This window comes from Akkermansia muciniphila ATCC BAA-835 (assembly GCF_000020225.1).
Classification (GTDB): domain Bacteria; phylum Verrucomicrobiota; class Verrucomicrobiia; order Verrucomicrobiales; family Akkermansiaceae; genus Akkermansia; species Akkermansia muciniphila.
In genome coordinates, this window is sequence record NC_010655.1 from 250,509 (window position 1) to 263,887 (window position 13,379).

Sequence of the window (13,379 nt, forward strand, 5' to 3'; positions counted from 1 at the left end):
AGACCAATGGCTATTGATCCCAAATTGATTGACGATCTGAACAGCCGCCGCAAGAAGGTCATCCTCAGCGGCGGTCAGGAAAAGATCGACAAGAGACATGAAAAGGGCGAAATGACAGCCCGCGACCGCATGGGGTACCTCTTTGAGGAAGGCACCTTCTCGGAAATCGGCATGCATGTGCGCCACAACTGCCACAACTTCGGCATGGGTAAGAAGGAAATCCCCGGCGACGGCGTCGTTTCCGGTTTCGGCCTGGTGGACGGCCGCCCGGTAGCCTGCGCGGCCTCCGATTTCCTGGCCCAGGGCGGTTCCCTCGGCTACATGCACGCCATGAAAATTGCGGATGCTCAGAAGTATGCGCTGAAAGCCGGCATCCCGATGGTGACCGTGAACGACTCCGGCGGCGCGCGCCTCCAGGAAGGAGTGGCGGCCCTTTCCGGATACGCCCAGGTATTTTACAACAATGTGCTTGCCTCCGGCGTGGTTCCGCAAATCTCCATGATCCTGGGCCCCTGCGCGGGCGGCGCGGCCTACTCCCCCGCCCTGACGGACTTCATCATCATGCGCAATTCCGGCAACGCGGGCATGTACATCACCGGTCCCAAAGTGATTGAACAGGTCACGTATGAAAAATGCACGATGGACGACATCGGCTCCGCCGCCATTCACGCCACCGTGTCCGGCAACGTCCATTTCGTAGCGGACAGCGACGCGCACGCCATGGACATCCTGAAGAGGCTTCTTTCCTTCCTTCCTTCCAACAACACGGAAGAACCGCCCCACAAACTGAACACTCCGCTGGACCTGAGCGCTGACGAAGGCATGAGCGACCTGATTCCCGGCGACAACCGCACGCCGCTGGACGTCCAGCCCATCATCAGCCGTCTGGTGGACAACGGGGACTTCCTGGAAGTACACAAGGACTTCGCCAAAAATGTCGTCGTCGGATTCGGCCGCATCTGCGGCGTGGTGGTCGGCATCATCGCCAACCAGCCCAATGTGAAAGCCGGCTGCCTGGATATCGACTCCTCCGACAAGGCCGCACGCTTCATCCGTTTCTGCAACGCGTTCAATATTCCGTTGGTGAACCTGGTGGACGTGCCCGGCTTCCTGCCCGGCAAGAACCAGGAACGGGGCGGCATTATCCGCCACGGCGCCAAACTTATCTTCGCCTATTCCCAGGCCACGGTGCCCAAAGTCACCCTGATCATGCGGAAAGCCTACGGCGGCGCCTACATCGCCATGTGCTGCAAGGACCTGGGCGCTGACGCCGTCTTCGCCTGGCCTGGTGCGGAAATTGCCGTTATGGGTGCGGAAGGCGCCGTCCCGGTACTCTACGGCCGCGAACTGAAGGCTGTGGAAGACCCGGCGGAAAAAGCCAAGCGCCAGGGCGAACTTCTGGAAGAATACCGGGAAGCCTTTTACAACCCGTATGTGGCGGCCGGCATGGGGCAGATTACGGAAGTCATCAATCCGGAAGAAACCCGCGCCAAAATCGCCTTCGCCCTGCGCACCCTGCTGAACAAGAAGGAAGTGCGCCCGGCCAAGAAACACGGCAACATTCCGCTCTAACATCCATCCCAACGGATTCATATGTTACTTACAACACTCGCTTTTGCCTTCGCACAGGGCATCGCCAACGTTATGAACAATCTGAACTATCAGGTTGTCGGCATCATGGTGGTTATGCTGTGCCTGGGAGGCATGGCCGTCATTCTGACCGTCAGCGGCTCCATCGCCGCCGCCATTCAGAACAGGGCCAAAGCCAAAACAGCCGCTCCCGTAGCCGTTCCTGCCGCCGCTCCCGCTGCGGCGGGCAAACCGGGCATGACTCCGGAAATGCTCGCCATCCTTTCCGCCGCCGTGGATTCCGCCATGACGGAGCTTACGCCGGAAATGGTGGCCGTCATCTCCGCCGCCGTGGACGCAGGCCTGGACGGCATGAGCCACCGCATCGTGGAAATCAAGCAATCCCCGGGTTCCGGCTATGCGGCCGCGGGCAGGGCGGAAATTTTCGCCTCCCACCGCATCAGGCCTTCCCGCTGAACTACTGCATTATTCACCCTTACCCCGCCCAGGCGGAATCATTTAACTTAATATCCCATACCACACACTATTATGAAGAAACTTCGCATCACCGTAGACGGCAAAGTATTTGACGTATCCGTAGAACTTCTGGACCAGGTGTCCTCCACCACTGCGGCGCCGGCCCCCGCACCTGTGGCCGCTCCCGCTCCTGCGGCTTCCGCCCCCGTGGCCGCCCCGGCCCCGGCTCCCGCACCTGCGCCGGCTCCGGCCGCCGCCGGCGCAGGAGACGTTCCCAGCCCGCTTGCCGGGAAGGTCGTCTCCCTGGACGTGGCAGCAGGCGCACCCGTGAAGGCCGGTGACCAGATTCTGACGCTGGAAGCCATGAAGATGAACACCATCATCTACGCTCCCGCCTCCGGCACGCTCACCGCTTTCTGCGTGAACCCGGGCGACACGGTTCAGGAAGGACAGGCACTGGCCAAAATTGGTTAATCCCGGCGGCGGCAGCCCGGAAACGCCAACAGTACCGGGCTCCGACTCAAATAATAAACCGCTACAAAAATATTCCCTATGAGTCTTTTTGATTCATTAATCACCTTTTTACAGGGGATGGGCGTCTTCTCCCTATCATGGCAGATGGTAGGGATGTGGGGCATTGCCATTCTCCTCCTGTATCTGGGTGTAGCCAAGCAATACGAACCGCTCCTGATGGTTCCCATTGCTTTCGGCGCCCTCATTGCCAACATTCCGGATAACGGAATGCTCATCACCCAGCTGAACCAGCAGGTCATCTCCTCCAATGAACAGGGGGAAGTAACCGCCACGTCTCTGAACAACGTGGGGTACCTGCGCGTTCACGTGGCTCCGCTTCAGCAGGCTCCCTCCAAGGTGCCGGCCAATCTGACCACGCCTGAATCCCGTGCCCAGTATCAGGAAATCATGCAGCAGCCCATGCAGGTTTACCCCGGCAGCCAGCTGACCGTTTCCAAGATCAAGTCCGTGCGGGAATCCCAGGAAAAAGCAAAAGCTGACGCGGCCCGCCTGGGCGACGACAGCCTGACGGTGGACCCCAACCTGAAGGATTTCCAGAACGTGACGGAAGACAACGGCAATGAACCGGTCTTCCTGCTCACGAACGGAGAAGGGACCACCGTCGTCCGCCAGCAGGGCGTCAATTACTTTGACACCAGCGGCAACCGGATTCCGGTGGATCTGAAAACCCAGAAGCTGGAGCCCCTGGTGGTTTCAGCCGCAGGCAAATACGTGGCCGTAGGCCAGCATACCCAGGAACTGCTGGTCACCTCCATCCACGGGGGCCTGTATGACTGGATCGGGCTGGGCATCAAGGCTGAAATTTTCCCGCCCATCATCTTTCTGGGCGTAGGAGCCCTGACGGACTTCGGCCCGCTGCTTGCCGCTCCGCGCACCCTGCTTCTGGGCGCAGCGGCCCAGGTGGGCGTAGCCGCCACGTTCTTCATGGCCCTGTTCATGGGGTTCACCCCGAATGAATCCGCGTCCATCGGCATCATTGGCGGCGCTGACGGCCCTACCTCCATCTTCCTGACGATGAAGCTGGCCCCGCACCTGCTGGGCGCCGTGGCCGTGGCCGCATACACGTACATGTCCCTGGTTCCGCTGATACAGCCGCCCATCATGGCGTTGCTGACGACCAAGAAGGAACGCCTCATCCGCATGAAATCCCTGCGAACGGTCAGCAAGAGCGAAAAACTGTTTTTCGCCGTGCTGGTAACCATTGTCACCATTTTGCTGATTCCGGACGCATCCCCGCTGATCGGCATGCTGATGCTTGGCAACTTCCTGCGCGAATGCAAGGTGACGGAACGCTTGGTTCAGGCCTCCCAGAATGAAATCATCAACATCGTCACCATCTTCCTGGGAACCTCCGTGGGGCTCACGATGCAGGGCGACCGCTTCCTGCAGTCGGAAACGCTGCTGATCATCCTTCTGGGTATCGTCGCCTTCGGCGTGGCAACAGCGGGCGGAGTGATTGCCGCCAAGATTATGAACCTCATCTGGCGCAAGAATCCGGTCAACCCCCTGATCGGGTCCGCAGGCGTCTCCGCCGTCCCGATGGCAGCCCGCGTCTCCCACAATGTGGGCCAGAAGTACGACCCCTCCAACTACCTGCTCATGCACGCCATGGGTCCGAACGTTGCAGGCGTGATCGGCACCGCAGTCATCGCGGGCTACTACATCGCCACTCTGGCGAAATAACCAGAATTGAAAATTACTCCCGGCCTCGGCCCGTCCCATGAATTCCGCAGCCTCATTTTCCACCCCTCCGGAGGAGGAAGGACCATGCGGCGACTGGACTTATCATGAATGGGCTGAGGCTTTTTCCACCAATGATCTGGCCCGCACCCTCCCCCCGGGGCATATTGCCGTCTGCCGCGTTCAGACAGGAGGCCGCGGCAGGTTCAACCGCAAATGGATAGGGGAGGAAGGCGGCCTGTGGGCATCCTTCACCGTCCCCCTGTCCGCTCCTGAGGATACAGCGGCCGGCGTGCACTGGGGCCATTTGCCCCTGGTTGCGGGGCTGGCCCTGTTCAACATGCTCCGCGGCATGGGGCTGGATTCCGTGCGCCTGCGCTGGCCGAACGACCTGCTGGCGGGCAAATCCAAACTGGCGGGAATACTGGTGGAACGCCCGGCGGAGAACATGGCCGTCATCGGCATCGGCATCAATGTTTTCAATGATGTATCCTCCATCGCCGGGGAAATCAAGGACCCTCCGGCAAGGCTGGCGGATCTTGTTCGGGACTGCCCTTCCCTGCACGCCGTCATGGCTTCCCTGGGCAGTCATTTGAACCAGGTTCTTTCCGTCTTTTCCCACGGCGGCGTCCCCGCCCTTCAGGAGGGTCTGTCCCGGGCATGGGCCGGAGAAAGGCCGGTTTCCATTCTTACGGATGACGAAACCGTCCGGGGCATTTTTACAGGGATTGACGATCAGGGCAATCCTGTGCTATCCCTTCCGGCCGGCACCGTCCGCACCATTCCGGCGCACCTGATCAACAGGCTCCTCGAAGAATGAGCCTGCCGCTCCGTTTTTACACGGGGTTTCTTTCTTTTTTCATCCAACAAAAATCACTGACATGAGTTACAAGGTACTGACACCAGAAGAAGCAGCAAGCCTGATCAAGCATGGCCACCATATTGGGCTGAGCGGATTCACGCCCGCCGGAACGGCCAAGGCCGTTACGGCTGCACTGGCAAAAATCGCAGAAGCGGAACATGAGAAGGGGAACCCTTTCCAGGTGAGCGTCTTCACCGGTGCTTCCACCGGCGATTCCTGCGACGGGATCCTTTCCCGGGCCAAGGCAATCCGCTACCGCGCTCCCTACACCACCAACGTTGATTTCCGCAAGGCGGTGAACAACGGGGAAATCGCCTATAATGACATCCATTTGTCCCAGATGGCCCAGGAAGTGCGCTACGGGTTCATGGGCAACGTGGACATCGCCATTATTGAAGCCTGTGAAGTCACGGCCGACGGCAAAATTTACCTGACGGCCGCGGGCGGGATCGCTCCCACCATCTGCCGCCTGGCAGACAAAATTATCGTGGAATTAAACGCCGCCCACAGCAAGAGCGCCATGGGCCTGCACGACGTTTACGAACCCCTGGATCCTCCCTACCGCCGCGAAATTTCCATCTTCAAACCCAGCGACCGCATCGGCAAGCCGTACATCCAGGTTGACCCGAAAAAGATTGTGGGCGTTGTGGAAACCAACTGGCCGGATGAAGCCCGTTCCTTCGCCGCAGCGGATCCCCTGACCGATAAAATCGGGCAGAACGTGGCCGATTTCCTGGCTGCCGACATGAAACGGGGCATCATTCCCTCCACGTTCCTGCCTCTCCAGTCCGGCGTAGGCAACATCGCAAACGCGGTGCTGGGCGCCCTGGGCCGCGACAAGACGATTCCCGCGTTCGAGATGTACACGGAAGTCATCCAGAATTCCGTCATCGGCCTGATTCGGGAAGGCCGCGTGAAATTCGGCAGCGCCTGCTCCCTGACCGTGACGAACAACTGCCTGGAAGGCATTTACAGGGATATGGACTTTTTCCGCGACAAACTGGTGCTCCGTCCCTCGGAAATATCCAACAGCCCGGAAGTTATCCGCCGTCTCGGCGTCATCTCCATCAACACCGCCATTGAAGCCGACATTTACGGGAACGTCAACTCCACGCACATTGGCGGCACGAAGATGATGAACGGCATCGGCGGGTCCGGCGACTTCACGCGCAACGCCTACATCTCCATTTTCACCTGCCCGTCCGTTGCCAAGGACGGTAAGATCAGCGCCATCGTCCCCATGGTTTCCCACCATGACCATACGGAACATGACGTCAATATCATTATTACCGAGCAGGGGGTCGCGGACCTGCGCGGCAAGAGCCCGAAAGAACGGGCCCAGACCATTATTGAAAACTGCGTCCACCCGGATTACAAAAACATCCTCTGGGATTACCTGAAGCTGTCCGACGGCAAAGCCCAGACACCGCAATCCATCAGGGCCGCTTTGGGCATGCACGCCGAACTGGCCAGAAGCGGAGACATGAAGAATGTCGACTGGGCCCAGTATAAGTAATTCCGCATGCCGTCATCCGCATTGGCATCCATGAATTCACGTTAACCCCTCAGGACCGCTTCCGCAAAGGGAGCGGTCCTTTTCCTTTTTCCCATCCCCTCTACTCCTTCTCTTCACCATGAACTGGATGATTTACCCGGCAGCCAGGGCTTTCATCAAAGTCTGCGCCGTTCTTTTCGGCGCGGGCGCAGCAGCGGCAGTCCTCATCCATCTGTTCATGCCTTTTTTCCTCCGCTCTCCCCGGACAGCCGCACCCTTCCTGCTTTTGGGCACAGGGGCGGAATTGCTCTCCATCCTTTCCCTGTCCTTCCTCATGTTCTGGGGCGCCAGAGTCCTGCTGGCCTCCCGCGGAAGCAGAATAACAAGAAATCTGAGCATGCTGGCCTTCCTGCCCGCCCTGTACGCCCTCCTCATTCCGTTTGCGGGCATGCCCGTCCCATCGCAATATACGGAAATGGACAGGGTTTGGGAGGCCGTCCTCCTTCTGGCGGCCGTCATTTCTTTCTTTTCCTTCCCTTATACGGCGGGATACGAAGCCGCAGGCAGGAGATTATTCCTGGCCTGGGGCATCGCGGCGGCAGGCTGCGGTTTGCAGAGCGCCCTGTTTTTTCTTGCCATCCTGTTGCGTCAGTTCCTGTCCACCGCAGTTCCCTCCCTGGCAGTGCCTGTTGCATGGCTGGCCGTTCTTCTGTCCTGCGGCCTGGAAATCATGCTGGCGGCCCTTTCCGCTATTCTGGCGCAGCGCCTGTTTAAAGAGGTCATGTCCATAGCATCCATGCCGGAACCGATTGATCCTTCCATGCCGGGCAACCGTCCCTGACTTTCCTCCCCTCCGTTTTTACCGGTCTGCCGGAAAGCACCCTCATTCCCCGGCATGAAAGGCTTTTACGGCTTTGCGCAAAAAGCCGTCCGGAAATTTCCGCCGGTGGAACGGAATCCGTATGGAAAGCATTGCCGGAAAGCAACCCGCCCCACCCCCGGAAAGTCGCGGAGTCGCAGGGACACCCCTCCCGTTTCCCTGCCGGCGGCATACAGCCCTATTTCACCAATTCATCCAGATAACGGCCATAACCGTTATTATTCATGGCTCCGGCCTGGGAGCGCAGCGTTTCCTGGGAAATCCAGCCGTTATTAAAGGCTATCTCCTCCAGGCAGGCTACCTTGAACCCCTGGTGATGCTCCAGAGTACGAACGAACATGGAAGCCTCCAGAAGGGTATCGTGCGTGCCCGTATCCAGCCACGTATAGCCGCGCGCCAGTTTTTCCACGCGCAACAGGCCCTGCTTCAGGTATTCCTGATTCACAGAGGTGATTTCCAACTCGCCGCGGGAAGACTTGGGAATCCGTTTGGCTATCTCCACCACCCGGTTGTCGTAAAAATAGAGGCCCGTCACCGCAATATCCGATTTGGGCCTGAGCGGTTTTTCCTCAATGGAAACCGCCTTCCCCTCCTCATTGAATTCCACTACCCCGAAACGCTGCGGGTCATGCACCTGGTAACCGAAAATGGTCGCTCCGCTCGTCAGTTCGGCGGCCCTCCTCAGCTTCTCCGTCAGGCCGCGCCCGTAAAAAATATTGTCCCCCAGCACCAGGGCAACGGAATCCTTTCCTATGAACTCCTCTCCAATAATAAAGGCCTGAGCCAGCCCCTCCGGCCTGGGTTGTTCCCTGTATTCAAAGGAAACGCCGAACCTGCTGCCGTCCCCCAGCAAATCCCGGTACAGGGGCAGATCCCGGGGCGTGGAAATAACAAGGATTTCCCGTATTCCGGCCAGCATCAGCACGGAGATGGGATAATAAACCATCGGCTTATCGTAAACGGGCAGCAATTGCTTGCTGACGGAAAGCGTAACGGGATGCAGACGCGTGCCGCTTCCCCCGGCCAGAACAATACCCTTCATATCAAATTCCTAGCCATTGGTTCCAAGACGTTCCAGGCGGTATTCCCCGGACAGGATGCCCCGCCACCATTCCTCATGGTCCAGATACCACTGAATGGTCTTTCTGAATCCGGAAGAATGGTCCTGGCGCGGAGTCCACCCCAATTCCCTCCGTATTTTGGAAGCGTCAATCGCATAGCGCAGGTCATGGCCCGGCCTGTCCTGCACAAAGGAGATTTGCTCCCGGTAGCTCCGGCCGTCCGGACGGGGCCGCAGTTCATCCAGATGGGAACACAGCAGCTCCACCAGCTCCAGATTGGTTTTCTCGTTATTGCCGCCGATGTTGTACGTTTCCCCCGGTTTTCCGCAGGAAACGACCGTCAACAGCGCCTCGCAGTGATCCCCCACATACAGCCAGTCCCGCACGTTTTCCCCTTTGCCGTATACAGGAATGGGTTCCCCGCCCAGCGCTTTCAGGATAACGACGGGTATCAGCTTTTCCGGGAACTGGTAGGGGCCGTAATTGTTGGAACAGTTGGTGATCAGCACGGGCAGCCCGTACGTATCGTGCCAGGCGCGCACCAGGTGGTCGCTGGAGGCCTTGCTGGCGGAATACGGGGAATGGGGGCGATACGGCGTGGACTCCGTGAACAGGCCTTCCTTTCCCAGGGAGCCGTACACTTCATCCGTGGAAATGTGATGAAAGCGGAAACGCTCCTTTTTCTCTCCCTCCAGGGAACGGTAATATTCCAGGGCGGCCTGAAGCATGGAAAAAGTGCCCATGACGTTGGTGGTCATAAAATTTCCCGGATCGTCAATGGAACGGTCCACATGGGATTCCGCCGCCAGGTGCATCACCCAGTCCGGAGCGTACTCCCGCAAAGTGCGCCGCATCAGGGAAGCGTCCCGGACGTCGGCGTGCAGAAAGCGGTATGCCGGAGAATCCGCCGAGCCGTCCAGTGAATGGATGTTGCCGGCATAGGTCAGGGCGTCAATATTCAAGACTTCATGGCCGCGCTCCAGCAGCAGCCTGACCAGATTGGAGCCGATGAATCCGGCGCCGCCCGTAACGATAACTTTCATAGCACTGTTTTCAGGGAAAGATGCGGCGCCATCATACAGCAGCGGCGTTTTTTTTCAAAACAAATCCGCCCATGCCGCGGGAACGTGGCGGCATGGGCGGGAAAAAGCGGGTTCCGTAACCGCTGAGACGGCTAGCAGCTCAGCTCCCGGCAAAGGTTGATGATATCCTGGTTCACGGAGTACTGCTGCCCGGCTACGGAATCCAGGGAGGCATAGCCGTACTGGCCGTCATGATACACCATGATCTGGTTGATGTCCCCGTTGTTCAGAGCTTCCACGGCGCGGGTGGCAAAACGGGTGCCCATCAGGCGGTCACGGGCGGTGGGGGAACCGCCGCGCTGCACATGGCCCAGCACGGTCAGGCGGGTATCCATGCCGGCGCGTTCCGTCAGCCAGCGGGTCAGGTACTGCGCCACGCGGGTGCCTTCCGCCACCACGGCAATGATGCAGCTTCCTTCCTCATTGATGACAGGCTGGAGTCGCTTGTAAATGGATTCCAGGTCATACGGAATTTCAGGGACAATGCAGATATCCGCCGCGCTGCAAAGAGCGGTGGTCATCGCCAGATAGCCGCAGTCCCGGCCCATCGTTTCAATCACGAAAGCGCGGTGATGGGAACGGGCCGTATCACGAACGGAATCAATGCAATCCAGAATCACGTTCTGGGCCGTATCCACGCCCAGGCAGTAGTCCGTGCCGGCAATGTCGTTGTCAATCGTGGCCGGAATACCGGCAAAAGGCACTTCAAAATCATTGAAAAAGTCGTTCAGGGCGCGGAAGGAACCGTCCCCGCCCATGATGATGAGCTTGTCGATGTTGCGTTTCTTCAGATGTTCGTAGGCCTGCTTGCGGAATTCGTAGTCGAAAAAGCGCTTGGATCGTGAGGAACGGAGGAGAGTTCCGCCCCTGTAGATCATATCGTTGGTCAGTTCCCGGGTGGCTTCCTTGATTTTTCCATCGATCAGCCCTTCCAAGCCGTCATAAACAACGTACGGGTTCATCCCAAGCTGGCGGGCATGATCCACTGCCGCCTTGATCGCCGGGTTCATTCCGGCGGCATCGCCGCCAGATGTCATAATGGCTATTCCACTCATAAGTAATAAGGTTAACTTGTCCGGGGGGAAATGTTACCGGGCGGAACAAATAATGCAAGCGCGGAGTTTTTACTGGCGCAATAAACGGCAACGCTTCATGATGCGGAGGCATGAACGACACTGCAGCAGCCATTCTGAAAGCCACGGCCGCCCTCCGGGACGGCACGGAGAAGCTCCGGTTCGAATCCCCGGTCCATGTTACCTACAACCCTCTCACCTATGCATGGGGGCCGCATGAACAGTATGTGCGCACCTACGGAAACGGGGAAAAGGGCCATCTGTTCCTGGGCATGAATCCCGGCCCCTTCGGCATGGCCCAGACAGGCGTCCCCTTCGGGGAAGTGGACGCCGTCGTCAACTGGCTGCACATTCGCGGAGAAGTCGGGCGGCCGGAACATACCCACCCCAAACGTCCCGTGGAGGGTTTCGGCTGCCCCAGGTCGGAAGTCAGCGGCCGCCGCCTCTGGGGACTTTTCGCGGAAGCTTTCGGAACTGCGGAAAACTTCTTCCGTCACAATTACGTGGCCAATTACTGTCCGCTGATCTGGATGGGAGCCACCGGAGCCAACATTACGCCGGACAAACTGCCGGCGGAACAGCGCGCCGCCGTGGACGCAGTATGCATGGAACACCTGCTTTCCCTCATCACCATCCTGAATCCCCACACGCTGGTGGGTGTGGGTGCCTACGCCACGCAGAAGCTGCGGGACGCCGCCTCCCGGCTCCCCGGCAAAAGCTTCACCATCGGCACGTTGCTCCACCCAAGCCCCGCCAGCCCCATCGCCAACAAGCTCTGGCCGGAACGCCCCATCCAGCAGCTTAAGGAACTGGGCATTTTATAAAAAGAGCGGAGGAGGTAGAGTGGAAAGCTCCGTGACATGGAAGGAATCACCAGAGCGACAGGCCGGAAATCGGCAGTTCATCTTGTTCTCCTCCAAATCTACATCGTTTTGAAGGAATATCCGGCCCCCTTTACTGGCTTGATTTGCCCAGGGACACGGCCTTCCTGACGGAAGAAAAGCACGCCGGCATCTACCGGGACGGAGAAGAACTTAAACGCCTCCCCACTTCCACCACAAAAATCAGCCTCCCTCCAAATCAATCATCATTCTTAGACTGAAAACCCTCCGCTCTCCCCCGCAGGCCTTTTTACTGGACAGGGGGAAAAGGGTTCCGTACAGTTTCCGCGATCTTCAAGCGTTCCGAATTTATGGCAATTTCAGATTACATCGTGACCATTGGCCTGGAAGTCCACTGCCAGATCAAGACAAAGAGCAAAATGTTCTGCTCCTGCGAGACCGGCTTTGGCTTTGAACCCAATACGCGCGTGTGCCCCACCTGCCTGGGGCTGCCGGGCGCCCTGCCCGTCCTGAATGAGTTCGCCATTGAACGCACGCTGCTGACCGGCCTGATGCTGGGATGCTCCAGCCCGGAGATTTCCCAATGGGACCGCAAAAATTATTTCTATCCGGACATGGCTAAAAATTACCAGACCTCCCAGCTGGATCTTCCGCTGTGCCTGGGAGGGGAAGTGCCCCTGTACCCCTGGTCCTATCCGAATGACGTGATCAAAGCCGGCATCCCCCCTTTCCGCACCGTGAAGCTGACCCGCATCCATCTGGAAGAAGACGCGGCGAAGATTACCCATCATGCCAATTATTCCCTGATCGACTACAACCGCGCGGGATCCGCCCTGATGGAAATCGTTTCCGAACCGGACATCGACACCCCGGAAGAAGCCTACGCCTACCTCAAGTCCCTCCAGCAGATTTTGAATTACGGGGATATCTCCGACGCGGACATGGAAAAGGGCCAGATGCGGTGCGATGTGAATATTTCCCTGCGTCCCCACGGGCAGAAGGAATTGGGCGCCAAGGTGGAAATGAAGAACATCAACTCCATGTCCGCCGTCCGCAGAGCCCTTCATTATGAAATCCAGCGCCAGGCGGAAGAACTGGACATGGGCATTCCTCAAATCCAGTCCACCCGCCGCTGGGACGACGAACGCGGAGAAAGCGTCGTCATGCGAACCAAGGAAGACGCGCACGATTACCGTTATTTCCCCTGTCCGGATCTGGTTCCCGTACGCACGGCCCCGCTGGTGGAGAAAGTGCGCGGGCAGATTCCCGAACTGCCTCAGGAACGGCAGAAACGCTTCATGGAAGAATACGGCCTGAGCGAGTACGACGCCAACGTGCTGGTGGGAGACCTGGAACTGGCACGCTTTTTTGAAGAGGCGGCGCGGGGAACCGCCAGCGGCAAAAAAATCGCCAACTGGGTGATTAACAACATTTCCGCCGTGCTGAATGAAAAAGGCATGCGCCCGTCTGAATGCCCGGTGAAACCCGGCGCCATCCGGGAGCTGATCGCCATTATTGACGACGGCACCGTTTCCAACAACCAGGCCAAGGACGTATTCGCCAAAATGTGGGATGAGCCGGCCCTCGCCGCAGCGCAGGCCGCCAAGCTGCTGGGCTTTGAAAAGGCGGATTCCTCTTTTCTGGACGGCATCGTGCGGGAAGTCATTTCCGCCAATCCGGACAAGGTGGCGGAAATACAGGGGGGCAATGAAAAGCTCCTGAACTGGCTTACCGGCCAGGTCATGAAGGCCGCCAAAGGCAAAGCCAACCCGAAAATCGTGACGGAAGCGCTGAAAAAAGCCCTTTTCATGGAGTGACCATAAA

General features: G+C 58.5%; 12 protein-coding genes. 9 read left to right on the forward strand and 3 right to left on the reverse strand.

The features are described 5' to 3' along the window. Positions 1-6: 6 nt before the first annotated feature. The 7 genes from AMUC_RS01135 to AMUC_RS01165 all read left to right on the forward strand — a co-directional run bounded on the left by AMUC_RS01135 (position 7) and on the right by AMUC_RS01165 (position 7,458). Entirely contained in the window at positions 7-1,572 is a 1,566-nt protein-coding gene (locus AMUC_RS01135) for an acyl-CoA carboxylase subunit beta (protein ID WP_012419260.1), read from the forward strand. A 21-nt stretch (positions 1,573-1,593) separates the two neighbouring features. Continuing rightward, positions 1,594-2,046: an OadG family transporter subunit gene (locus tag AMUC_RS01140; RefSeq protein ID WP_012419261.1), complete on the forward strand. Its 453-nt coding sequence runs from the start codon at positions 1,594-1,596 to the stop codon at positions 2,044-2,046. Between the two features lie 72 nt (positions 2,047-2,118). Further along, positions 2,119-2,520: an acyl-CoA carboxylase biotin carboxyl carrier protein subunit gene (locus AMUC_RS01145; protein WP_012419262.1), complete on the forward strand. Its 402-nt coding sequence runs from the start codon at positions 2,119-2,121 to the stop codon at positions 2,518-2,520. 153 nt (positions 2,521-2,673) lie between these two features. Next, positions 2,674-4,263: a sodium ion-translocating decarboxylase subunit beta gene (locus AMUC_RS12275; protein WP_081429076.1), complete on the forward strand. Its 1,590-nt coding sequence runs from the start codon at positions 2,674-2,676 to the stop codon at positions 4,261-4,263. A 37-nt stretch (positions 4,264-4,300) separates the two neighbouring features. Beyond that, on the forward strand, positions 4,301-5,080 hold the full coding sequence (locus AMUC_RS11720) for a biotin--[acetyl-CoA-carboxylase] ligase (RefSeq protein WP_012419264.1): 780 nt from the start codon (positions 4,301-4,303) through the stop codon (positions 5,078-5,080). Between the two features lie 61 nt (positions 5,081-5,141). Beyond that, on the forward strand, positions 5,142-6,638 hold the full coding sequence (locus tag AMUC_RS01160; RefSeq protein ID WP_012419265.1) for a butyryl-CoA:acetate CoA transferase: 1,497 nt from the start codon (positions 5,142-5,144) through the stop codon (positions 6,636-6,638). A gap of 118 nt (positions 6,639-6,756) precedes the next feature. Continuing rightward, on the forward strand, positions 6,757-7,458 hold the full coding sequence (locus tag AMUC_RS01165) for a hypothetical protein (RefSeq protein ID WP_012419266.1): 702 nt from the start codon (positions 6,757-6,759) through the stop codon (positions 7,456-7,458). 217 nt (positions 7,459-7,675) lie between these two features. Here the strand turns inward: AMUC_RS01165 and rfbA are convergent, their stop codons facing one another. The 3 genes from rfbA to AMUC_RS01180 form a co-directional block, all read right to left on the reverse strand. Further along, positions 7,676-8,539, reverse strand: coding sequence for a glucose-1-phosphate thymidylyltransferase RfbA (rfbA, locus tag AMUC_RS01170; RefSeq protein WP_012419267.1), 864 nt, complete (start codon positions 8,537-8,539; stop codon positions 7,676-7,678). A gap of 9 nt (positions 8,540-8,548) precedes the next feature. Next, a complete protein-coding gene (gene rfbB, locus AMUC_RS01175) occupies positions 8,549-9,601 on the reverse strand; it encodes a dTDP-glucose 4,6-dehydratase (protein ID WP_012419268.1) in 1,053 nt (350 codons plus the stop codon). Between the two features lie 131 nt (positions 9,602-9,732). Beyond that, positions 9,733-10,695, reverse strand: coding sequence for a 6-phosphofructokinase (locus tag AMUC_RS01180; protein WP_012419269.1), 963 nt, complete (start codon positions 10,693-10,695; stop codon positions 9,733-9,735). Positions 10,696-10,805: 110 nt separating this feature from the next. Between AMUC_RS01180 and AMUC_RS01185 the strand changes: the two genes are divergently transcribed. Next, positions 10,806-11,537, forward strand: a complete 732-nt coding sequence (locus tag AMUC_RS01185) for a uracil-DNA glycosylase family protein (protein ID WP_012419270.1) — start codon at positions 10,806-10,808, stop codon at positions 11,535-11,537. A 368-nt stretch (positions 11,538-11,905) separates the two neighbouring features. Then, entirely contained in the window at positions 11,906-13,372 is a 1,467-nt protein-coding gene (gatB, locus tag AMUC_RS01190) for an Asp-tRNA(Asn)/Glu-tRNA(Gln) amidotransferase subunit GatB (RefSeq protein WP_012419271.1), read from the forward strand. Positions 13,373-13,379: the final 7 nt, after the last annotated feature.